The sequence below is a fragment of the Rhizobium sp. A37_96 genome, assembly GCF_053521765.1.
Window position 1 is genome coordinate 802,991 of sequence record NZ_JBNWDS010000002.1, and the last position, 21,442, is coordinate 824,432.

Consider the following 21,442-nt stretch of genomic DNA (forward strand, 5'->3'; position numbering starts at 1 on the left):
CGGCGTGCCCTTAGCCGCTAGCGCTTCTGGAAGCAGGTGCCGGCGACGACAGCGACGTGACGATGTCTTCCATCGGCGCGAGCTGCTCCAGCGGCCCGATCGCCGAAAGCGTCGGTACTGTATCGAAGAACAGCCGGCCGGCAAGATCCGTCAGACGGTCGATCGTGATGCCTTCCAGGCGTTCCAGCATCTCCTGGTTCGGGATGGGGCGACCATAAAGCATCATCTGCCGCGCAACCTGGCCAGCGCGAGCGGCCGGGCTTTCCTGGCCCATCAGCAGCTGCGCGCGGATCTGGGCGCGGGCGCGCTCGATTTCCTGTTGCTGGATGTCATGGGACGACTTGCGAAGCTCGTCGATGATGACGGGCAGCAATTCCGGCAGGTTCTCTCCGCCGGTCGCGGCATGGATGCCGAAGATGCCGGTGTCGGAAAAGCCCCAGTGAAAGGCATAGACCGAATAACAGAGGCCGCGGAACTCGCGAACTTCCTGGAACAGGCGCGAGGACATGCCGCCGCCAAGGATATTGGCGAGGATCTGCGAGCAGTAGAAATCGCGGGTATGATAGGCCCGGCCTTCGAAGCCGAGCAGGATCTGCGCATCCATCAGGTCGCGCGTTTCCCGGATGTTGCCGCCGATATAGCGGGCAGGCTCGATAACGGGCGGGGCGGACGGTTTCGTCGGCAGGCTGGAAAAGCGCTCCTCGACCTGACGCACGAAGCTCTCGTGATCGACCGCGCCGGCCGCGACGACGAACATGCGGTCGGTCGTGTAGTTGCGTCCGAGATAGTGGCGGATCTGTTCCGGCGAAAAGGAGACGACCGTTTCCGGCGTGCCGAGAATGGCGCGGCCGAGCGTCTGGCCGCGATAGGCGACCTCGGAAAACTTGTCGAAGACGACGTCGTCGGGCGTGTCGTTCGCCGCATTGATTTCCTGCAGGATGACCTGCTTTTCACGCGCCAGTTCTTCTTCGTCGAAGGCGGACTCCGTCAGGATGTCGGCAAGGATATCGACGGCAAGCGGCACATGATCCTTCAGCACGCGGGCATAATAGGAGGTGGTTTCGGTCGAGGTGGCGGCGTTGACTTCGCCGCCGACATTCTCGATTTCCTCGGCGATCTGCCGCGCCGTGCGCCGCGCCGTGCCCTTGAACGCCATATGCTCGAGCAGATGCGCGATACCGTGTTCCGCCTCGGTCTCGTTACGCGAACCCGACTTGATCCAAACGCCGAGCGCCACGCTTTCGAGGTGTGGCATCGATTGGGTCGCTACTGTCAGCCCGGACGCTAGCCGGGTGCACTCCACTGTCATCGCCTGTCTTTCCGCGTCTGTCATTCGCCGGCCCGGGTATGCTTGCCGATAAAGCTTTCAACGGCTTTAAGTTCCGGATCGAGAATGTCGAAACGCTCCTCCCTGGTCATCAGACCAGCAAGCCACGTCGGAAGCGCCGGGTCAATACCGGATGCGGATTTTACTGCGGCAGGGAATTTTGCGGGATGCGCGGTGGCCAGCGTCACCATCGGGCTCGTCGGCCGCTCGTTCTTCCCGGCGACGAAGACGCCGATCGCCGTATGCGGATCGAGCAGATAGCCCGTATCGGCAAGGGTCTTGCGGATGGTTTCGGCTACCTGCTTCTCGCTGGCGCGGCCGGCGCGGAAGTCCTTCTTGATGAACTTCAGGGCTTCCTCGCTGATCGAAAATCCGTTCGACTGCTTCAGGCCCTCCATGGCGGCGCGCACCTTGGATGCATCGCGGCCGTTGGCTTCGAACAGCAGCCGTTCGAAGTTGGAGGAGATCTGGATATCCATCGATGGCGAGGTCGTCGCCGTGACCGAGCGCATTTCATAGCGGCCGGTCTTCAGGGCGCGCGCAAGGATATCGTTTTCGTTGGTGGCAATGACCAGCCGCTCGATCGGCAGGCCCATGCGCTTGGCGACATAGCCGGCGAAAATATCGCCGAAATTGCCTGTGGGCACGGTGAAGGAAATTTTCCGGTCCGGGCCGCCGAGCGCAACTGATGTCGTGAAGTAATAGACCACCTGCGCCATGATTCGCGCCCAGTTGATGGAGTTGACGCCGGAAAGCCTGACCTTGTCGCGGAACGGGGCATCATTGAACATGGCTTTGACGAGGTTCTGGCAATCGTCGAAATTGCCCCTGACCGCCAGCGCATGGACGTTGGACGCAGTCGAGGTCGTCATCTGCCGCTGCTGTACCGGCGAGACCTTTTCATGCGGGAAGAAAATGAAGATGTCGGTGCGCTCGCGGCCGGCGAAGGCGTCGATCGCAGCGCCGCCGGTATCGCCTGACGTGGCGCCGACGATGGTCGCGCGCTGGCCGCGCTTCTCCAGCGCGTAGTCCACCAGCCGTGCCAGCAGCTGCATGGCGACGTCCTTGAAGGCGAGCGTCGTGCCGTGGAAAAGCTCCATGACGAAGCTGTTCGGACCGGTCTGGACCAGCGGCGCCACGGCAGGGTGCCGGAAGGTGGCGTAGGCATCGTCGATCATGCCGCGGAAGACGTCCGCCGGGATCTCGCCATTGGTGAAGGGCGACAGAACCGCGAAGGCGACGTCCTGATAGCTCTTGCCGCGAAAGGCGCGGATTTCCTTTTTCGACAGCGTCGGCCATTCACGGGGAACATAAAGCCCGCCATCACGAGCAAGGCCGGCCAGGAGGGCGTCGCAGAAGCCAAGGGCAGGGGCTTCTCCCCGCGTTGAAATGTAGTCCACGGTCTAGAATTCCTTTGGTCGCAAAATTGCCTGAGTGATCGATTGAGAGGGTAGAGGAACGAAACGACGGCGGCCTGTCTTTTTGCGTCGGATCAGCCGCGTGGTTTTCGCGTTTGCGCAAGGCGCGTGGGATCGGCGCCGAGTGGCGACTGTTTGTGGCAATCTGTCGATCTCGAAAAGTGAGCCAAAACGGTGTCTACCCAATCGATTTTTCGCTGCGTCGCTGGTATAGACCATCGCCAAGTGTCATAAAAGGCCCGTCTGACAGGCTGCAGGCCGATAATGTGAAATATATGGAGAGGGTGGAATTATAGTGTTTGGCAGGGTTTCGCGTCGTCTTTTCTCCGCTTCGCTTCTGGCATTGCTGACCGGCTGCAGTACTCTTGGTATCGGTGGCAACAACGACAAGCAGCCGGCAACGGACGTAACCGTTGCGCCGCAGGCCGGGGCTCCGAGTGCCGCTCCGACCGGTGGCCAGGTCTATGTCGCGGGCAAATGCCCGCAGGCCGTTATCCGCGATGAAGACTCGGTCTATCGCCTCTACGCCAAGGGCGCCAAGGATGATCCAACCCAGCTGACCTATCAGGCCTCGCTCGCTCAGGCGACCCGCCAGTGCACGACCGACGGCACCAGCCTCGGCATTCATGTCGTGGCGCAGGGACGCCTGGTCGCCGGCCCGATGGGCAGTTCCGGCAAGGTGACGCTGCCGATCCATGTCGCTGTCATGGACAATGACAACGCCCTCTACAGCAAGACCATCAACTACACGGCCGAAATTCCGCCGGGCGAGACCACGACGCAGTTCCTCTTTACCGATGACGATATCCAGGTTGCCGGCGGTTCCGGCGGCTTCACCATCGTCCAGATCGGTTTCGAGCAGGCTCCTCAGAAGCCTGCCAAGGGCGAAAAGCCGGCGCGCAAGAAGCGTCACTGAGATGTTCTCGTCGCGGGTCGCCCGGATGGCGGCGCGCGATACCGTCCGGCGTAATGCATAAAGAAAAGGCCCCGCCGATCGGCGGGGCCTTTTCTTTTGGTCGGTGGTGGAATCCGCCCTGGAGCAATTTCAGGAAAAGCGCGTCGCGGCTTTCCATTCGCAATTGCATGGGAGCAGCGACCGGGAGTCGCTAAGCGATTCCATGAGCCGCTTAACGGCTCTAAAGAACGCCGTCCCATTCCGCGAGTGCCATGACGACGCCGGGCAGATCGGCCATGCGGCTGACGACAGTCTCGGCGCCGGCATCGGTCAGCCGGTCGGCGTGGGAAGGATAGGTGTGCGATGCGCCGGTGAAGCCGACGACGCGCATGCCTGCGGCCCGCGCCGCCTGGACGCCGTGAACCGAATCCTCGACGACGATCGTGTTGGCCGGGCTGACATTCATCTGCTGGGCGCCGTGCAGGAAGATATCCGGCTTGGGCTTCACCCGGTCGGCGCCGAGATCCTTGGCGGAGTAGATATGCGGTGCGAACAATTGCTTATAGCCGACCTTCGACAGCATCATGTCGAGGCGCGCCGAGCTGGAATTCGAACAGATGCAGCGCGGCATCGGCAGTCGCGACAGCGCAAGCGGGATGCCCGATATCGCCTGAACCTCATTGGCAAGCTTGAGATCGAGCAGCTTTTCCGACTTGTCGAGCAGGGAGGCGGAGAGCGGGATGCTCGCCTCGCGCTCGACTTCGAACAGGATGTTGCGCCAGGTCATGCCGGCGAAGCGCTCGCCCATTTCCTCGGCGCTGATAGGGTAGCCCGCATCGGTCAGCAATTTCGATTCGACCTGTGCCGCGATGATTTCGGAATCGACCAGAACGCCGTCGCAGTCGAAGATGATGAGGTCGAAGCCATTGCTCATAAGAATTTTCTGCCTTTGATGTGGCTGGGTTCGGCACGCTCCAGGAAACCATCGGTGTTTCGGGAGAGGCTCTGAAAAATGACCGCCGGGCTTTACACGATATGACGGCAAAGCTCAACCAATTGGCGGACATGGCTGGAGTGCAGTGAGCGAAAGGGTCGAAATGCTCAAAAGATATCATCGGCATCGCTTGTTGCTCGACATCGGGCGGGGCCGCCTTTAAGGATCGGCCATGGCCAAGGAGCGCGACGACACCATTGCCAGCCGTATCAGCCGGGTGCTTGCCGACCGCATCATCCGCGGCGAGATCGCGCCCGATGCCCGCCTGCGGCAGGATCACATCGCCGAGGAATTCGGCACCAGCCATGTGCCCGTGCGCGAAGCGTTCCGGCGGCTGGAGGCGCAAGGGCTTGCGATCAACCTGCCGCGCCGCGGCGTTCGCGTCGCCTCTTTCGATCTCAAGGAAGTCCGCGAAGTCGCGGAAATGCGGGCGGCCCTCGAGAGCCTCGCGTTGAAGCACGCCGCGCCGCATTTGACCGCAGCCATTCTGGACGAGGCCGAGCAGGCGACCCGCGACGGCGATGCTGCCGCGGACGTCCACGCCTGGGAGGAGGCCAATCGCCGCTTCCACCGTCTGATCCTGGCGCCCTGTGGCATGGCGCGTCTGTTGGCCGCCATCGATGACCTGCATGCGGTGAGCGCCCGCTTTCTTTTCTCGGCGTGGCAATCCGGCTGGGAGAAGCGTACGGATCACGACCACCGCGCCATTCTGGCCGCACTGCGCCAGGGGCGGGCCGACGAGGCTGCCGCGATCCTGCAGAAACATGTGCAATGGATCGGCCGCGCCCCCGTGCGCACGCCCTCCGGCTCGACGCGCGAAGCCTTCGCGATCGTTGGCTGAAATTATAGATAATTCTTAAAATGAACTGCCGGCGTCGTTTTCGAAAGCGAATCTTTTCGCTTTTTGATTACCTTTTCTCGACCCTTTGCGGCTCGAATTCGTCGCCTGAGTTTAAGGTCAGTGCGCTTCTCCTATTTTAAGATTCCTTGTTTCCCAATAGTTTCGCACGTTTCAGCGAAATTTCATCCGCCCGCCACTTGCCTGATTTTGCGATCTCCATCATAAAATAGATGAGACTGAAAAATTATCTATAATTTGAAAAGGAGAGCCCATGTCCCTGTTGCAGCATCACGATGAAGCCGCTTTCGATCCCCTGCGTCTCGGGTCGCGATCGCTGGTCGTCAAGACCGCCTTCGTTCTTGCGGGAACGCTGGTGCTGGCGCTTGCGTCGCAGATCTCGGTGCCGATGGTGCCCGTGCCGATCACCATGCAGACCTTCGCCATCACCATGATCGGCGCGCTCTATGGCTGGCGCCTTGGTGCAGTCACCGTTCTCGCCTGGCTGGGCGAAACCGCGGTCGGCTTTCCGGTGCTGGCCGGCGGAGCCGGTGGTATCGCGCCTTTCATGGGCCCGACCGCAGGGTATCTGGCATCCTTCCCGATCATCGCCGCCCTTGTCGGCTGGCTCGCCGAGCGCGGCTGGAGCGGCAATCGCGTCGTGCGCAGCTTCCTTGCGCATCTCTCGGCCAACATTCTTTGCCTTGCGATCGGCGGAGCCTGGCTGGCAGCGCTGCTCGGCGCGGAAAAGGGTTGGCTCTTCGGCGTGGCGCCCTTCATCCTCGGTGGGGTGCTGAAATCGGCCCTGGCCGCTGCGGTGCTGAAGACCGTCGAGTTCTATGGCGGCAAGGCGCGCCTGAATTGACCGTCAGGCTTCGTGCCCATCATCTGCTCTGCATGCTGACCTTCGTCGGTGAAGGCTATACACCCGCCTTCACCGAGAATTATCGCCGCATCGCCGAGCGACTGTCGAAAGGGGAGGAGATCAGGCTGGTCTCCGGCCCCGACGATATCTGCGCGCCGCTCCTGAAGGGGGAAGAGCCACACTGCTTCAAGGCCTCCGTCATCGAACGGGATGCGGCAGCGCTTGCCGATGTGGCGGCCCTGCTGGGCGAAGAGATCGGCCCCGGTGCCGTCCTGGTGCCGGACGCAAGGCTGCTGGCCAAGCTGCGTCGGAATTTCGCTAAAGGTGAAATCCGAAACGCCTGCCGTGGCTGCGAATGGGGCGAACTTTGCGGCCGCATCGCCGCCAGCAATTTCAGCGGCGTCCTGATCTCGGCGGCCTAAAGCTTTTCGTCCAGCTCAAGCTGCGGGTTGCCGTCGCCAAGTTCGAGCGGAAAGAGCGTCAGAAAGCGGCGCTCACCCTCGGGGGTGAAGAAGATCGAGCGGCTGTTTTCGGTGCGGCGTGCCCAGCCCTTTTCGAAGAAGTTCGAAAGCAGGGCCTTGCCGAGGCTGCCGGCCAGATGCGCCCGTCGCTCGCTCCAATCCAGGCAGGATCGGCAAAGCGGGCGGCGGTTGGAGCGCAGCCCGGAAACATCGATGCCGATCGATCCGAGTTGTTTTTCTCCATGGGCTGTCAGGCTCAAACCCTCTCCCATGACTGAAATCGAACCCGCCTCTATCAGGCTGTCGAGCATGCGCACGCCGTAGTCGCCGGCCAAGTGGTCGTAGCAGATGCGCGCCTTGCGCAGCGCCGGTTCCTTCGGGCCGGGACGATGACGCAGATGTCCGCGGCTTGCGGCAAAGCCCATGATCCCTTCCAGCAGCTTGCCGACGCGGTCGTCGGCCAGCGTGAAATAGCGATGGCGACCCTGCTTGCGTTGCGCGAGCAGGCCGCCCGCCTCGAGCTTGGCCAAATGGGCGCTTGCCGTCTGCAGCGTCACGCCTGCCGCGGCCGCCAGCTCGGTTGCCGTCAACGCGCGGCCGCCCATCAGCGCCGTCAGCATGTTCGCCCGTGCGGGATCGCCGATCAGCGAGCCGATCTGCGCTATGTCTGGACCTTCCTTCATACTTCGATCGTAACCGAAGCATCTCCGTTCGGCAATGTGCGAAAGCATCGCCATCAGCAAAGGAGAAAGCCAATGATCACCTGTTTCATCCGCTATCGGATCGATCCCTTCAAGCAGGAAGCCTTCGCCGAGTATGGCAAGGCCTGGGGTCAGATCATCCCGCGCAACGGCGCGGATCTTATCGGCTATTTCGCGCCGCACGAGGGCTCGCTGACGACGGCCTACGGCATTTACAACATCGAGAACCTGGCCGCCTACGAAGCCTATCGCAAAAGCCTGGCTGCCGATCCGCTCGCGCAGGCCAATCACGCTTTCTCCCGCAAGGAGCGTTTCATCCTGCAGGAGGATCGCATTTTCCTGAAAAACATATCCCTGCCGCATGCTCCGGGGATATCGCCATGATCGCGGTCATCTTCGAAGTCGTTCCCCATCCGGATGAGCGCCAGCATTATCTCGACATTGCCGCAAGGCTGCGCTCCGAGCTCGAAGCGATCGACGGCTTCGTCTCCATCGAACGCTTCGAAAGCCTCAGCCAGCCGGGCAAGATCCTGTCGCTTTCCTTCTGGCGCGACGAGGCCGCAGTTCTCGAATGGCGAAACCGCGAAGCCCATCGCGCCGCGCAGAAAGCGGGCCGAAAGACGGTATTTGCCGACTATCGGCTGCGTGTGGCGGAGGTCCTTCGCGACTACGGAATGAATGAACGCGCCGAAGCGCCTGACGACAGTCACGCGGTCCACGATATCCAGGGAAATTCAGCGCGATAGCGCCGCCCAATGCGCCGTGAATTCCCGGGACCTTCTCGGGAATTCGGAAAATATGACGCCGCTTTAGTCTTTGGTAACCAAGTTAGGTAACCATAACACGCAGTTAAGAGCACCGAGTAAGTGTAACAGCGAGTATCACATGGCGTCAGTTTTCCCGCTTGCCGACCTCAGGACCTCCGCAGTTCCGGGTTCCTGGATCGACACGATCATCAAGGGCGATTGCGTGGCCGCTCTTGAGGCACTGCCCAATCAATCCGTCGACGTCATCTTCGCCGACCCGCCGTACAATCTTCAGCTTGGCGGCACGCTTCATCGTCCCGACCAGTCGCTCGTCGACGCCGTCGATGACGAGTGGGACCAGTTCGCCTCCTTCGAAGCCTACGATGCTTTCACCCGCGCCTGGCTGCTCGCCTGCCGCCGCGTGCTGAAGCCGACCGGCACGATCTGGGTCATCGGCTCCTATCACAACATCTTCCGCGTCGGCGCGACCATGCAGGATCTGAACTTCTGGATCCTCAACGACATCGTCTGGCGCAAGACCAATCCGATGCCGAATTTCAAGGGCCGCCGCTTCCAGAACGCGCATGAGACGATGATCTGGGCGAGCCCGAACGCCAAGGCCAAGGGTTACACCTTCAACTACGACGCCATGAAAGCCGCCAACGACGACGTGCAGATGCGCTCCGACTGGCTGTTTCCGATCTGCAACGGCAATGAGCGGCTGAAGGGCGACGACGGCAAGAAAGTGCATCCGACGCAGAAGCCGGAAGCCCTGCTTGCCCGCGTCATCATGGCCTCGTCCAAGCCGGGCGACATCATTCTCGATCCCTTCTTCGGTTCGGGCACGACGGGCGCCGTCGCCAAGCGCCTCGGCCGTCACTTCGTCGGCATCGAGCGCGAGCAGGACTATATCGATGCGGCCAGCGCCCGCATTGCCGCCGTCGAGCCGCTTGGCAAGGCGGAACTGACCGTGATGACCGGCAAGAAGGCCGAGGTTCGCGTCGCGTTCAACGTGCTGATCGAAAGCGGCCTCATCAAGCCGGGCCAGGTGCTGACGGATGCGAAGCGCCGCTATAGCGCCATCGTGCGCGCCGACGGCACGGTCGCCTCCGGCGGCGAGGCCGGCTCCATTCATCGCCTCGGCGCGAAGGTGCAGGGCCTTGATGCATGCAATGGATGGATGTTCTGGCATTTCGACGACGGCCGTTCCCTGCGTCCGATCGATGAGCTCAGGGCCATCATCCGCAGCGATCTGGCGAAGGTGGAGTAGGTCTCCACCACGTCCCGCGATATCCGCCTTCTTCCGTCGTGTACCTCCAGTTAGGGAAGAAGGTGAAACGCCCAGGGCCTTGCCGGACGAGATCCGGCGAGGCCCTGGGCGTCTTGTCAGCTCGAGGTTTCAGAAATCCTGATAGTCCGTGACGTCGACGCGTACGACGCGGCCGTCTTCATCGAACGTAATCGTTTCCTCGCCTTCGCGAATCAGCGGCTTGCCCGTCTTGCTGTTGGTGGCGCGCACGGACCAGACGGCCCGGCCCGAAAGCGGCGTCAGCGTTTCCACCAGGGAATTGGACGCAGTCTGGTCGGGATAGGTGTCGAAGTAGCCACGGAAGGCCTCCATGATCGCCGCGCGGCCGGCAAGGCTGCCGACGCCGTTGGAGACGTAGGTGGCGTTCTCGGCGAAGAAGTTCTCGATCGCCTCGTAGTCGAGACGATTGATGGCGTCGTGAAACAGATCGATGCGTTCTGCGGGATCGAAGATCATTGGCTCAAACCTTTATGCCATGGGCGGCGAGATCGCTGCGCAGCTTCTCGGCGCCGGTGAAGTGAACTGCATGCCAGCCGGCAGCCCGCGCGCCTTCGACGTTCGGATAGGAATCGTCGATGAAGATCGTCGCGGCCGGATCGAGGTCGAAGCTCCTGGCGTGGGTGTCGTAGATTGCTACATCCGGCTTGATCAGGCCGACATCGCCCGAAACGGTCACGCCGCGCGGCTTCTTCAGGAACGGATAGCGCGCCTGCGCCTCGCGAAACGTGTCGGAGGCGAAATTGGTCAGCATGGTCACGTCGCGGCCCTCGTCGATCAGCTGCTCCAGAATGGAGACGCTGTCTTCATAGGCGTGCGGAACCATCTCATGCCAATACTGGCGGAAGGCGCGGATATGCTCTTCACGCTGCGGATGGTCGGCGATCAGCAGCGCTTCGGCATCTTCCCAGGTGCGGCCGCGATCCTGTTCGATGTTCCAGTCGTGGGTGCAGACATTGGTGAAGAACCATTCGCGCTCGGCATCGTCCGGAATGATGCGGCTGTAGGGAATGTTCGGATCGTAATGAATAAGAACCTTGCCGATATCGAAAACGATATGCCGTATGTCCGTCGTCATGAATGGATTCCTGATTTCTGCTCTAAACGCGTTTTGCGAACGCATTGGGAATAGCCTGAGCGATCGCTTTTTTCATGACTGTCGGCAAGGCCTGCTCTTCAAGATTTGTAACCGGCGCCCACCATCCGTCATGGTTGTCCTTCTCCGTGACCGACTTGGCACGCCAGATCGACAGTCGCAATTCGAAATGCGTGAAGACATGCGTCACCGTGCCTGCCGGCTGCCAATCGGCCGGGAAGGGGGCCGCCTCGATGCCGGTGTCGCCGTCGACGCGCGCCGTCCATCCCGTCGTCGGCACTTCCGTCATGCCGCCGAGAAGGCCGCTTTCGATGCGACGGCGCAGGAAGATTTCGCCTTCGTCATTGACGGCAACGAAGGCCGCTCCTTGGCGCACCGGCTTTTCCTTCTTGGCGGCTTTGACCGGGAAATGTTCGGGATCGTGCCCCGCCAGCGCCTGACAGGCGCCGTTGAAGGGACAGAGCGAACAGACCGGACGCCTCGGCGTGCAGATCGTCGCGCCGAGATCCATCATCGCCTGGGCGAAATCGCCCGGCCGGTCGGCCGGCGTCAGCTGGGCCACCTTCTGCTTCATCAGCGGCTTGGCGGCGGGCAAGGGCGTCGAAATCGCATAAAGGCGGGAAATGACGCGCTCCACATTGCCGTCCATCACCGCCGCCTGTCGATTGAATGCGATGGCAGCGACGGCGGCGGCGGTGTAATCGCCGATGCCGGGCAACGCCCGCAAGCCGTCCTCCGTATCGGGAAAGCGCCCGCCATGGTCGGCCGCAACCGCTTCGGCGCATTTCTTGAGATTGCGGGCGCGGGCGTAGTAGCCGAGCCCGGCCCACGCCACCATGACGTCTTCGTTCGCCGCGGCCGCGAGATCGCCGACCGTCGGCCAGCGCTCCAGGAATTTCGCGAAATAGGATTTGACCGCCGGCACGGTCGTCTGCTGCAGCATCACCTCCGACAGCCAGACGCGATAGGGGTCCGGCATGACGCCGCGCGCGGCCATGGGCGGCGAGACGCGCCAGGGCAGGTCGCGGTGGTGGCGGTCGTACCAGGCAAGCAACAACGCGGCCGTGGGAAATTCTAAAGTCGTCGTCATGATTTGCCGCATTGAGGGGAAGTGCACTATACTTTGGCCAAGCTGCGTCGGGCGATCAAGGTGCCGACGGTATAAAGCCTGTGCAGAGACCTGGATGAAATGAGTTATCCCCGAAAAGGCGAGCGTCAGATTTCCGAGCTGACCAATAGCATCGTCGATCCGGTGCTGGCGAAGCGCGCCGGTATCAACACGACGCTGCTCGGCTGCTGGGACGAGATTGCCGGCGAGGACTTTGCCGACTGCACGCGGCCGGAAAAGATTGCCTGGGCCAGGCGAAGCGGCCCCGGCATGGACGAGCGGTTTCAGCCGGGTGTGCTGACCATCGCCTGCGAGGGTGCCCGCGCCCTCTTTCTCACCCATGCTCAGGGCGAGTTGATCCAGCGCATCAACAGCTTCTTCGGCTTTTATGCCGTCAACCAGATCCGCATCGTGCAGAAGCCGGTTTCCGTCGCATCCAAACGCTCCCGCACGCCGCCGCCGTTGAAGGGCGAGGCGGCGCGCAAGCTTGCGGGCATGATGGAAGGTATCGAGGACGAGAAGATCAGGGCCGCCGTTCAGCGTTTGGGCACCGCAATGGCCTGGAAGCGGCGCTAGGAGCAGGCTGAACCGCCGGTTTCGTGGATTGTGGATGGAATTTAAGTTGTCTGTCTTTCCCAGGTCACAATTCTTTGAAGAAAGTTTGCCAACCGTGCCTTGTTAGCGGCAAGCAGCCGTTATATCGCATGAAACATTCGAAGACCTCTTTAACGACGGGTGACTCTATGCCGATGTCCGACATGCTCTTGACCAAGCGCCACCTGCTGGGCGGTTCTGCCGTTGCAGCTCTTTCCATGGCGTTCTCTGCCTTTGCCGACACCGCATCCGCCGCTTCAGCAGAAGACGAAGTGCCGCCGGCGGACGGCGACGTCAACATGACGGACGTGCTGAAGCCCGGTCCGCTGCCGGAAATCGCACTCGGCAAGCAGGATGCGCCGGTCAAGATCGTCGAATACATGTCCCTGACCTGCCCGCATTGCGCGCATTTCGCGGTGACGACCTTCGACACGATCAAGCAGAAGTATGTCGACACCGGCAAGGTTCTCTTCATCATCCGCGAATTCCCGTTCGATCCGCGCGCAGCCGCAGCCTTCATGCTGGCCCGTTGCGCCCCGCAGGAACAATACCTCCCGATGGTCGAAATGCTGTTCAAGCAGCAGATCGCCTGGGCCTCGCCTGACGTCGACGGCCGCGCCGCACTGCTTCAGATGTCGAAACTCGCTGGTTTTACTGAGGATAGCTTCACGAAATGCTTGACGAACCAGAAGCTTCTGGATGATGTCAACTCCGTACGTGAACGCGCAGCCAAGGATTTCGGCGTCAATGCAACGCCGACCTTCCTCATCAATGGCAAGCGCTATGCAGGGGACATGTCTGTTGGTGCCATGTCGAAGCTTATCGACAGCCTGCTCTGACCCGCGCCTTTTTTCATCACAGGCGGGCGGCCGGGGTCGCGCGCCTGTGATCGTCTCTCCTGAATACAAGTCCGGAGCGGTCACGCTCGCGATGCCGGCATTGTCGACGGCCTTCTCCTTTCGGGGGAGAAGAGGGCATCGCCTATGAAATTCAATAGACTGAGACTTGTCGGCTTCAAATCCTTCGTCGAACCGGCAGAATTCGTCATCGAGCGCGGTCTGACCGGCGTCGTCGGGCCGAACGGCTGCGGCAAGTCGAATCTCGTCGAAGCGCTGCGCTGGGTGATGGGCGAGAATTCCTACAAGAACATGCGCGCCTCCGGCATGGACGACGTGATCTTTTCCGGATCCGGCAATCGCCCGGCGCGCAACACTGCCGAAGTCGGCCTCTATCTCGACAATAGCGACCGCACCGCGCCTGCCGCCTTCAACGACAGCGACGAAATCCAGGTTACGCGCCGCATCGAGCGCGAACAGGGTTCCGTCTACCGCATCAACGGCAAGGAAGCGCGCGCCAAGGATGTGCAGCTGCTGTTTGCGGATGCCTCCACCGGCGCCCGTTCGCCCTCCATGGTCGGGCAGGGACGCATCGGCGAACTCATTCAGGCAAAGCCCCAGGCAAGGCGCCAACTGCTGGAAGAGGCGGCAGGCATTTCCGGCCTGCATTCGCGCCGGCATGAGGCGGAACTGCGCCTTCGCGCCGCCGAAGGCAATCTCGAGCGGCTGGACGATGTGACGTCGCAGCTCGAAAGCCAGATCGAGAGCCTGAAGCGTCAGGCGCGGCAGGCCAACCGTTTCAAGATGCTCTCGGCCGATATCCGTGCCCGTGAAGCCATGCTGCTGCATATCCGCTGGGTGCAGGCCAAGGAAGCCGAGGCCGAGGCCGATAGCGCGCTCAACCAGGCAACCGTGCTGGTCGCGGAAAAGGCGCAGATCCAGATGGAGGCGGCCAAGGCGCAGGGCATCGCCAGTTTCAAGCTGCCCGAGTTGCGGGATGACGAAGCGAAGGCGGCGGCGGCGCTGCAGCGCCTGCAGTTCGCCCGCAACCAGCTGGAAGAGGATGTCAATCGCATCCTGCGCCGTCGCGACGAGCTGACCCGCCGGCTGGTGCAACTGGCCGAGGATATCAGCCGCGAGGAGCGCCTTGTCGCCGACAATGCCTCCATCCTCGACAGGCTGGACGCCGAAGAGGCCGATCTCGCCGATATCCTCGCCGACTCCGGTCGGCTTGCCGAGGAGACGCGTGTCGCCTTCGAGGAAGCGGCGGCCAAGCTCGCCGACAGCGAGCGCATATTTACGGCCCTGACGGCCGAACGCGCCGAGGCCGCCGCTGCCCGCAATCAGCTGGAGCGCGCCATCCGCGATCTTGCCGATCGCAAGATGAGGCTGGAACGCCAGGCCGACGAAGCGAACCGCGAGCTTGCCGCCATCGACGAAAAGATGGCCGATCTGCCCGATCCCGGCGAAAAGCGCGACATGGTCGAGGCGGCGGAAAACGTCGTCGCGGATGCGGAAGGCGAGATCCAGGGTGTGGAAGCGGTTCTCGCCAAGGCACGCGAAACCGAGGCGCTGTCGCGCGGACCGGTCGAGCAGGCGCGCGCAGGCCTGAACGCGCTCGAAACCGAGGCACGGACCATTTCGAAGATGCTGGCGGCGGGCGATACGTCCGGCGCCTTTTCGCCCGTTGCCGAGGAGCTGCGTGTCGATCGCGGCTTCGAGACCGCGCTTGGCGCAGCGCTTGGCGATGATCTAGAATCCTCGTTGAATTCCGAGGCGCCGGTTTACTGGTCCGACAATGGCAGCGGTGCCAACGACCCGGCCCTGCCGGAAGGTGCGGCACCCTTGATTACCCATGTCGGCGCGCCGGCAGCACTGACGCGTCGCCTGCGCCAGATCGGTATTGTTTCCGCTGAACATGCTTTGCGGCTGATGCCGGAGTTGAAGCCGGGGCAACGGCTGGTGACCAGGGATGGCGCGGTGTTCCGCTGGGATGGTCATGTGACCGGGGCGGATGCGCCGAGTGCCGCTGCCTTGCGGCTCGCCCAGAAGAACCGGCTTTCCGAGCTGGAAGCCGAAGCCGAGCTTGCTCGCGACGTGCTGATGGAGGCCGAAGAGCGCCTTTCGGCCGCTGCCGACGCGATCCGTAGCGAAGAGGGCCGTTTGGCGGCCGCCCGCGACGCCAGCCGTGTTGCGGCTCGTCATCTGGCCGAGGCGCGTGAAGCGCTTGCTGCTGCGGAGCGCGCCTCCGGCGATCTCATCCGCCGCCGCGACGTGATCGTCGAGGCGGTTAGCCGGTTGCGGGAGCAGTTGGAAGATGTGGCGATGCAGGATGAGAATGCCCGCATCGAGCTGGAAGACGCACCGGATCTGTCGGCCATCGACCTGAAGCTGCGCGACCAGCAGGTGGAGGTCGCGACGGATCGCGGCGCCCTGGCCGAAGCGCGCGCCAGCCATGAGGGCCTGAACCGGGAAAACGAGGCGCGTCAGCGCCGTCTCCTGGCGATCCGGCAGGAGCGCGACACATGGCGCCAGCGCGCGGCCAGTGCCGAGGAGCATATCCAGACGCTGCGCGACCGCGAAGAGGAAGCCCGCGAAGAGGCTGCCGAGCTCGATCTCGCCCCCGACGAATTCGACGACAAGCGCCGCGCATTGATGAACGAGCTGCAGAAGGCCGAGGATGCCCGCCGCGTGGCGGCCGATCGTCTTGCCGAAGCGGAAGTCGTTCAGCGCGAGGCCGATCGCCATGCCGCGACGGCGCTCTCCGAACTCGCCGAAAGCCGCGAGAAGCGCGGCCGCGTCGAGGAACGGCTGGTGTCCGCGCGCGAGCGTCGGCAGGAGAGCGAACTGCGCATTCGCCAGACCCTCAATGTCGAGCCGCATGAGGCCATGCGCCTGACCGGGCTATCGGCTATGCAAAACGTGCCGGACCTGCGCGAGGTCGAGCGCGAGCTGGAACGGCTCAGGATCGAGCGCGAGCGTCTCGGTGCGGTCAACCTGCGCGCCGAGGAGGAGAGCAAAGAGCTGACGGAGCGGCTGCAGGCGCTGATCAAGGAGCGCGACGACGTCATCGACGCCATCAGGAAGCTGCGCGGCGCGATCCAGAGCCTCAACCGCGAGGGCCGCGAACGCCTCATCGTCGCTTTCGACATCGTCAACGCGCAGTTCCAGCGGCTGTTCACGCATCTTTTCGGCGGCGGCACGGCCGAGCTCCAGCTCATCGAATCCGACGATCCGCTGGAGGCGGGCCTTGAAATTCTCGCCCGTCCGCCGGGCAAGAAGCCGCAGACCATGACGCTGCTTTCAGGCGGCGAGCAGGCGTTGACGGCCATGGCGCTGATCTTCGCCGTGTTCCTCACCAATCCCGCGCCGATCTGCGTTCTGGACGAAGTGGATGCGCCGCTCGACGACCACAATGTCGAGCGCTATTGCAATCTCATGGACGAGATGGCCGCTTCCACCGAGACCCGCTTCGTGGTCATCACCCACAATCCGATCACCATGGCCCGCATGAACCGCCTCTTTGGCGTGACCATGGCGGAGCAGGGCGTATCGCAGCTCGTGTCCGTCGATCTGCAGACCGCCGAACGGCTGCGCGAAATCGCCTGAGAGCGCTCGCGCAAAGTTGAGAAAACTGTTCTCGTTTCGACAAGAAATTGCTGTCTCGCCTGCCGCACATCATTAAAGCGTGCTAGCTTCGTCTTTCGATCAACAACGAGGGCGCTGATCCGCCCGGAAGGGAAGTATGTCTGACTCGACTGGCAGTATTTTCGATTTTCTCGGAATACTTGCCGTATTGCTGCTCGTCGTCGCGAACGGTTTCTTCGTTGCGGCCGAGTTCTCTCTGGTTTCCGTTCGCCGCAGCCGCGTGACGGAGCTCGTTTCCGAAGGGCGAATGAACGCCAAGGCGCTGCAGAAGGCCGTCGACAATCTCGATGCCAATCTGGCGGCCACGCAGCTCGGCATCACCATTTCCTCGCTGGCCCTCGGTTGGGTCGGCGAACCCGCACTGGCCCATCTGCTGGAGCCGCTGCTCGATTTTCTCCCCGGAACCTGGGCCTCGGCCGGATCGCATGCGATCGCCGTCGCCATTTCCTTCGTCATCATCACGGCGCTGCATATCGTCCTTGGCGAGCTTGCGCCGAAGAGCCTGGCCTTGCAGCGCAGCGAAGGCACCGCGCTCGGCGTGGTGCGGCCGCTCGGGCTATTCCTCTTCCTGCTGCGCCCGGCGATCACCGTGCTCAACGGCCTCGGCAATCTCGTCCTGCGCCTTTTCGGCCTGCGCCCGGGTGCCGGTGAAGGTTCCCTGCATTCGCCGGCGGAGATCAAGCTCCTGATCGCCGAAAGCCAGGAGGCGGGCCTGCTCGAACAGGCCCAGCAGGATCTGGTCGAGCGTGTTTTCAATATCGGCGACCGCGATGTTTCGGACATCATGACGCCGCGACTTGAGGTCGAGTGGATCGACGCCGAGGATCCGCCGGAAGAAATGCAGAAGACCATCCGCGAAAGCCGCTTCGAGCAGCTTCTCGTCGGGCGCGGATCGATCGACGAGCCGATCGGCATGATCCTGAAGAAGGATCTTCTCGATCAGCTTCTGAACGGCGGCCCGCTGGACCCGATGGCCGTCATCCGCCAGCCGCTGGTCGTCCATGAGTCCACCGCTGTCTTCAAGGTGCTTGAGAACTTCAAGCGCGCACCCGTTCGTCTCGCCATGGTCATCGACGAATATGGCAGCCTGGAAGGCATCGTCACGCAGACCGACTTGCTGGAAGCGATCGCCGGCGATCTGCCCGACATGGAAAACGAGGCGCCCGATGTCGTCGAGCGTGCCGACGGATCGTTGCTGATGGAAGGCATGATGCCGGTCTACGACGCCTTCGCGCGGCTGGGGCTGCGCGTGGGCGAGGAGGACGTCAATTTCCATACGCTCGCGGGCTTCGCCCTCTACCAGCTCGGCCATCTGCCGGAAGTGGGCGAAAGCTTCTCCTTCGGCGGCTGGCATTTCGAGATCATCGATCTCGACGGCATGCGGATCGACAAGATTCTGGCCCAGCGCGAGCCGCCAGCCTAGCCGTCAGTTGCCATGAATGACCCGGATGTGTCCCGGTTTTTTGATCAATCGATTGAAACCGGGAAGCTTCGGGTCATATTTATTGTGCAGCGCAACATTTTGCCGTATTTGTCGATTTTCATTTGTGCCTCAATGAATTAAGTTCAACCGGAGGAGTTGGGCGGAGACAATGACGAATTGGGTTTATACATTCGGTGACGGCAAGGCCGAGGGAGGCGCCGGAGATTTCGAGCGGTTGGGCGGCAAGGGCGCAAACCTTGCCGAAATGTGCAATCTTGGATTGCCGGTCCCGCCGGGGCTGACCATCGTCAGCGATGTCTGCGCTTTCTACTACAAGAACAGCCGCAAGTTCCCCGATGAACTGAAACCGCAGGTCATGCAGGGGCTGCAGCGGATGGAAGCCATCACCGGCCGCAGGTTCGGCGATACCGAGCGGCCGCTGCTGGTGTCCGTGCGCTCGGGCGGCCGCGCCTCGATGCCGGGCATGATGGATACGGTCCTCAATCTCGGTCTCAACGATGCCACCGTACAGGCGCTCGGCCACGATGCCGGGGATGCCCGTTTTGCCTGGGACAGCTATCGCCGCTTCATCCAGATGTATGCCGATGTCGTCATGGGTCTCGACAATGAGGTCTTCGAGGAGATTCTGGAGGACGAGAAGGCGCGGTTCGGCCATGAGTTCGATACCGACCTGACCGCCGTCGAATGGCAGCACGTCGTCTCGATCTACAAGACCGTCATCGAGGAGGAGTTGGGCGAAGCCTTCCCGCAGGAACCGGAGGTTCAGCTATGGGGTGCCATCGGCGCGGTCTTCTCCAGCTGGATGAACGCGCGCGCCGTCACCTATCGCCAATTGCACAACATTCCCGAAGCATGGGGAACCGCCGTCAATATCCAGGCGATGGTTTTCGGCAATCTCGGCAATTCCTCGGCCACCGGCGTCGCCTTCACGCGCAACCCATCCACCGGCGAAAAGGAGCTTTACGGCGAATTCCTTGTCAATGCGCAAGGGGAGGATGTCGTTGCCGGCATCCGCACGCCGCAAAGCATCACGGAAGTCGCCCGCATTGCCTCCGGCTATGACAAGCCGTCGATGGAAAAGCTGATGCCCGAGGCCTTTGCCGAGTTTAAGGGGATCTGCGCGCAGCTGGAGGCGCATTATCGCGATGTCCAGGACCTGGAATTCACCATCGAGCGCGGCAAGCTCTGGATGCTGCAGACCCGCAACGGCAAGCGAACCACCAAGGCGGCGATGAAAATAGCCGTCGATATGGTCGACGAGGGCTTGATTACCGAGGACGAGGCGGTTTCGCGCATCGACCCGACGACATTGGACCAGCTGCTGCACCCGACCATCGACCCGCGCGTCCGCCGCGAGGTCATCGGCTCCGGTCTTCCGGCATCGCCGGGCGCTGCCACCGGCGAGATCGTTTTCACGGCGGAAGAGGCGATCGTTGCCGAGGAGGAGGGCCGCAAGGCGATCCTCGTGCGGATCGAGACGAGCCCGGAAGATATTCACGGCATGCATGCCGCCGAAGCGATTCTCACCACCCGCGGCGGCATGACCAGCCACGCGGCCGTGGTTGCCCGCGGCATGGGCATCCCCTGCGTCGTCGGCGCCGGCACCATGCGCATCGACATGCGCAACGAAAAGCTGATCGGCATCGGCATCACCCTGACGAAGGGCGATATCGTCACGATCGATGGATCCACCGGCCAGGTTCTGAAAGGTGAGGTGCCGATGATCCAGCCGGAGCTGTCGGGCGATTTCGGGCGCATCATGGCCTGGGCCGACCGTTCGCGGCGCATGACGGTGCGCACCAATGCCGATACGCCGGCCGATGCGCGCGCGGCCCGCTCCTTCGGCGCCGAAGGCATCGGCCTTTGCCGCACCGAGCACATGTTCTTCGAAGGCGATCGCATTCATGTGATGCGCGAGATGATCCTTGCCGAAGACGAGACCGGCCGGCGTGCCGCCCTTGCCAAGCTCATGCCGATGCAGCGGCTCGATTTCACCGGCCTTTTCACCATCATGCACGGCCTGCCGGTGACGATCCGCCTGCTCGATCCGCCGCTTCACGAATTCCTGCCGAAGACGGATGAGGAGATCGCCGAAGTGGCCGGCATCATGGGCATGGAACCCTCCGTCCTGCGCCAAAGGGTCGACGCGCTGCATGAGTTCAATCCCATGCTCGGCCATCGCGGCTGCCGTCTGGCGATTTCCTATCCGGAGATCGTCGAAATGCAGGCCCGTGCGATCTTCGAGGCGGCGGTCCTTGCCGCGCGTGAGACCGGGGCTGCGGTCGTGCCCGAGATCATGGTGCCGCTTGTCGGCCTGCGTTCCGAGCTGGACTACGTGAAAGCCCGCATCGACGAAGTGGCGCGTGCGGTCATGACCGAAGCCAGGATGAAGATCGATTATCTCGTCGGCACGATGATTGAGCTGCCGCGAGCCGCATTGCGCGCGCACATCATCGCCGAGGCTGCCGAGTTCTTCTCCTTCGGCACGAACGACCTGACCCAGACCACGTTCGGCATGTCGCGCGACGATGCCGCCGCCTTCATCCCGACCTATCAGCGCAAGGGCATCATCGAGCACGATCCCTTCATATCGCTCGATTTCGACGGAGTGGGAGAGCTCATTCGCATTGCGTCCGAACGCGGCCGCCGCACGCGCAACGACATGAAGCTCGGCATTTGCGGCGAGCATGGCGGCGATCCCGCTTCCATTCATTTCTGCGAGGATATCGGGCTGGACTACGTGTCCTGCTCACCCTTCCGCGTGCCGATCGCGCGGCTTGCCGCGGCGCAGGCTGCCATCAAGGGAAGAGCCTGATTCTCTGGGGATCAGTGGCGCCAATAGCCGCGATGATAGTAATATCCGGGCCCGCCGACCACGACCGTCGGCCCCCAGAAGAAATCATCGTTGCTTTCCATGAAGGCACGCTGGTCCGCGCGCCGGCTAAGATCCTGATTCATCAGGCAATTGGCAAAATTCTCCGTACCGTGCCGGAAGCCGTAGCTGCTGCATCTCGCCTCGTCGGCCGCGCGGATTTCTTCCGCCGTCTGGCAGGAGGAGAGCATGAGCGTGATGGCGAGGAGGGATAAGACGGAAGCGGCGATACGCATGACGTGATGTCCTGAATGCAGATGTGCAGGCACGAATTATAGCGCCGCGCCGGATGG

Annotated in this window: 20 protein-coding genes; 12 read left to right on the forward strand and 8 right to left on the reverse strand. The window is 62.4% G+C overall.

Features of this window, described 5'->3' with window-relative positions; translation table 11 throughout:
- Nucleotides 1-10: 10 nt before the first annotated feature.
- Both ACQZ6J_RS10340 and thrC read right to left on the reverse strand, forming a co-directional pair.
- On the reverse strand, nt 11-1,309 hold the full coding sequence (locus ACQZ6J_RS10340; protein WP_449083789.1) for a M16 family metallopeptidase: 1,299 nt from the start codon (nt 1,307-1,309) through the stop codon (nt 11-13).
- A gap of 20 nt (nt 1,310-1,329) precedes the next feature.
- A complete protein-coding gene (thrC, locus tag ACQZ6J_RS10345) occupies nt 1,330-2,727 on the reverse strand; it encodes a threonine synthase (protein WP_449083791.1) in 1,398 nt (465 codons plus the stop codon).
- Nucleotides 2,728-3,040: 313 nt separating this feature from the next.
- Here thrC and ACQZ6J_RS10350 point away from each other — a divergent pair, with 313 nt between their 5' ends.
- A complete protein-coding gene (locus ACQZ6J_RS10350; protein ID WP_163984452.1) occupies nt 3,041-3,661 on the forward strand; it encodes a hypothetical protein in 621 nt (206 codons plus the stop codon).
- 220 nt (nt 3,662-3,881) lie between these two features.
- Here the strand turns inward: ACQZ6J_RS10350 and ACQZ6J_RS10355 are convergent, their stop codons facing one another.
- Nucleotides 3,882-4,574: an HAD family hydrolase gene (locus tag ACQZ6J_RS10355; protein WP_163984451.1), complete on the reverse strand. Its 693-nt coding sequence runs from the start codon at nt 4,572-4,574 to the stop codon at nt 3,882-3,884.
- Between the two features lie 232 nt (nt 4,575-4,806).
- Here ACQZ6J_RS10355 and ACQZ6J_RS10360 point away from each other — a divergent pair, with 232 nt between their 5' ends.
- From ACQZ6J_RS10360 to ACQZ6J_RS10370, 3 genes are all read left to right on the forward strand, one after another.
- The gene (locus ACQZ6J_RS10360; protein WP_163984450.1) at nt 4,807-5,475 is read left to right on the forward strand and encodes a GntR family transcriptional regulator; all 669 of its coding nucleotides are present in this window, start codon (nt 4,807-4,809) and stop codon (nt 5,473-5,475) included.
- A 271-nt stretch (nt 5,476-5,746) separates the two neighbouring features.
- On the forward strand, nt 5,747-6,337 hold the full coding sequence (locus ACQZ6J_RS10365; protein WP_449083794.1) for a biotin transporter BioY: 591 nt from the start codon (nt 5,747-5,749) through the stop codon (nt 6,335-6,337).
- Nucleotides 6,334-6,759, forward strand: coding sequence for a DUF1284 domain-containing protein (locus ACQZ6J_RS10370; protein WP_449083796.1), 426 nt, complete (start codon nt 6,334-6,336; stop codon nt 6,757-6,759). The genes ACQZ6J_RS10365 and ACQZ6J_RS10370 overlap by 4 nt, the downstream gene beginning before the upstream one ends.
- Here ACQZ6J_RS10370 and ACQZ6J_RS10375 read toward each other — a convergent pair.
- On the reverse strand, nt 6,756-7,481 hold the full coding sequence (locus ACQZ6J_RS10375) for an ArsR/SmtB family transcription factor (RefSeq protein WP_449083798.1): 726 nt from the start codon (nt 7,479-7,481) through the stop codon (nt 6,756-6,758). The genes ACQZ6J_RS10370 and ACQZ6J_RS10375 overlap by 4 nt on opposite strands.
- Before the next feature lie 72 nt (nt 7,482-7,553).
- On the opposite strand from ACQZ6J_RS10375, the gene ACQZ6J_RS10380 reads away from it, so the two are divergent.
- From ACQZ6J_RS10380 to ACQZ6J_RS10390, 3 genes are all read left to right on the forward strand, one after another.
- Nucleotides 7,554-7,883, forward strand: a complete 330-nt coding sequence (locus tag ACQZ6J_RS10380) for an NIPSNAP family protein (protein WP_449083800.1) — start codon at nt 7,554-7,556, stop codon at nt 7,881-7,883.
- A complete protein-coding gene (locus tag ACQZ6J_RS10385; RefSeq protein WP_449083802.1) occupies nt 7,880-8,245 on the forward strand; it encodes an antibiotic biosynthesis monooxygenase family protein in 366 nt (121 codons plus the stop codon). Before ACQZ6J_RS10380 ends, ACQZ6J_RS10385 begins: the two co-directional genes overlap by 4 nt.
- A 139-nt stretch (nt 8,246-8,384) precedes the next feature.
- Complete coding sequence (locus ACQZ6J_RS10390; protein ID WP_163984444.1) at nt 8,385-9,515, forward strand: site-specific DNA-methyltransferase; 1,131 nt, start codon at nt 8,385-8,387, stop codon at nt 9,513-9,515.
- Nucleotides 9,516-9,644: 129 nt separating this feature from the next.
- Here ACQZ6J_RS10390 and ACQZ6J_RS10395 read toward each other — a convergent pair whose 3' ends face one another.
- Genes ACQZ6J_RS10395 through mutY form a run of 3 tightly spaced genes read right to left on the reverse strand, consistent with a single transcriptional unit; the run spans nt 9,645 to nt 11,740 of the window.
- Nucleotides 9,645-10,010 (reverse strand): nuclear transport factor 2 family protein, encoded by a 366-nt coding sequence (locus ACQZ6J_RS10395; protein ID WP_112796605.1) that lies wholly within the window; start codon nt 10,008-10,010, stop codon nt 9,645-9,647.
- Between the two features lie 4 nt (nt 10,011-10,014).
- Nucleotides 10,015-10,629: an HAD family hydrolase gene (locus ACQZ6J_RS10400; RefSeq protein WP_449083805.1), complete on the reverse strand. Its 615-nt coding sequence runs from the start codon at nt 10,627-10,629 to the stop codon at nt 10,015-10,017.
- Between the two features lie 22 nt (nt 10,630-10,651).
- Nucleotides 10,652-11,740 carry an A/G-specific adenine glycosylase gene (gene mutY, locus ACQZ6J_RS10405; protein ID WP_449084165.1) on the reverse strand — a complete coding sequence of 363 codons (1,089 nt, stop codon included), beginning with the start codon at nt 11,738-11,740 and terminating at the stop codon, nt 10,652-10,654.
- A 96-nt stretch (nt 11,741-11,836) separates the two neighbouring features.
- On the opposite strand from mutY, the gene ACQZ6J_RS10410 reads away from it, so the two are divergent.
- From ACQZ6J_RS10410 to ppdK, 5 genes are all read left to right on the forward strand, one after another.
- Complete coding sequence (locus tag ACQZ6J_RS10410; RefSeq protein WP_449083807.1) at nt 11,837-12,331, forward strand: DUF721 domain-containing protein; 495 nt, start codon at nt 11,837-11,839, stop codon at nt 12,329-12,331.
- 167 nt (nt 12,332-12,498) lie between these two features.
- Nucleotides 12,499-13,188: a DsbA family protein gene (locus ACQZ6J_RS10415; protein ID WP_449083809.1), complete on the forward strand. Its 690-nt coding sequence runs from the start codon at nt 12,499-12,501 to the stop codon at nt 13,186-13,188.
- 144 nt (nt 13,189-13,332) lie between these two features.
- Nucleotides 13,333-16,794 carry a chromosome segregation protein SMC gene (gene smc / locus ACQZ6J_RS10420; protein WP_449083811.1) on the forward strand — a complete coding sequence of 1,154 codons (3,462 nt, stop codon included), beginning with the start codon at nt 13,333-13,335 and terminating at the stop codon, nt 16,792-16,794.
- A gap of 136 nt (nt 16,795-16,930) precedes the next feature.
- A complete protein-coding gene (locus tag ACQZ6J_RS10425; RefSeq protein WP_163984439.1) occupies nt 16,931-18,256 on the forward strand; it encodes a hemolysin family protein in 1,326 nt (441 codons plus the stop codon).
- 169 nt (nt 18,257-18,425) lie between these two features.
- Complete coding sequence (gene ppdK, locus ACQZ6J_RS10430) at nt 18,426-21,092, forward strand: pyruvate, phosphate dikinase (protein WP_449083813.1); 2,667 nt, start codon at nt 18,426-18,428, stop codon at nt 21,090-21,092.
- Between the two features lie 11 nt (nt 21,093-21,103).
- Here the strand turns inward: ppdK and ACQZ6J_RS10435 are convergent, their stop codons facing one another.
- The gene (locus ACQZ6J_RS10435; protein WP_449083815.1) at nt 21,104-21,385 is read right to left on the reverse strand and encodes a hypothetical protein; all 282 of its coding nucleotides are present in this window, start codon (nt 21,383-21,385) and stop codon (nt 21,104-21,106) included.
- Nucleotides 21,386-21,442: the final 57 nt, after the last annotated feature.

Bases quoted from the DNA above. Each gene is read 5' to 3' on its own strand.
- ACQZ6J_RS10380 (WP_449083800.1), top strand. From the start codon at position 7,554: ATGATCACCTGTTTCATCCGCTATCGGATCGATCCCTTCAAGCAGGAA.
- ACQZ6J_RS10360 (WP_163984450.1), top strand. From the start codon at position 4,807: ATGGCCAAGGAGCGCGACGACACCATTGCCAGCCGTATCAGCCGGGTG.
- ACQZ6J_RS10415 (WP_449083809.1), top strand. From the start codon at position 12,499: ATGCCGATGTCCGACATGCTCTTGACCAAGCGCCACCTGCTGGGCGGT.
- ACQZ6J_RS10385 (WP_449083802.1), top strand. From the start codon at position 7,880: ATGATCGCGGTCATCTTCGAAGTCGTTCCCCATCCGGATGAGCGCCAG.
- ACQZ6J_RS10355 (WP_163984451.1), bottom strand. From the start codon at position 4,574: ATGAGCAATGGCTTCGACCTCATCATCTTCGACTGCGACGGCGTTCTG.
- ppdK (WP_449083813.1), top strand. From the start codon at position 18,426: ATGACGAATTGGGTTTATACATTCGGTGACGGCAAGGCCGAGGGAGGC.
- ACQZ6J_RS10395 (WP_112796605.1), bottom strand. From the start codon at position 10,010: ATGATCTTCGATCCCGCAGAACGCATCGATCTGTTTCACGACGCCATC.
- ACQZ6J_RS10410 (WP_449083807.1), top strand. From the start codon at position 11,837: ATGAGTTATCCCCGAAAAGGCGAGCGTCAGATTTCCGAGCTGACCAAT.
- smc (WP_449083811.1), top strand. From the start codon at position 13,333: ATGAAATTCAATAGACTGAGACTTGTCGGCTTCAAATCCTTCGTCGAA.
- ACQZ6J_RS10365 (WP_449083794.1), top strand. From the start codon at position 5,747: ATGTCCCTGTTGCAGCATCACGATGAAGCCGCTTTCGATCCCCTGCGT.
- ACQZ6J_RS10375 (WP_449083798.1), bottom strand. From the start codon at position 7,481: ATGAAGGAAGGTCCAGACATAGCGCAGATCGGCTCGCTGATCGGCGAT.
- ACQZ6J_RS10400 (WP_449083805.1), bottom strand. From the start codon at position 10,629: ATGACGACGGACATACGGCATATCGTTTTCGATATCGGCAAGGTTCTT.
- ACQZ6J_RS10435 (WP_449083815.1), bottom strand. From the start codon at position 21,385: ATGCGTATCGCCGCTTCCGTCTTATCCCTCCTCGCCATCACGCTCATG.
- ACQZ6J_RS10425 (WP_163984439.1), top strand. From the start codon at position 16,931: ATGTCTGACTCGACTGGCAGTATTTTCGATTTTCTCGGAATACTTGCC.
- ACQZ6J_RS10390 (WP_163984444.1), top strand. From the start codon at position 8,385: ATGGCGTCAGTTTTCCCGCTTGCCGACCTCAGGACCTCCGCAGTTCCG.
- ACQZ6J_RS10340 (WP_449083789.1), bottom strand. From the start codon at position 1,309: ATGACAGTGGAGTGCACCCGGCTAGCGTCCGGGCTGACAGTAGCGACC.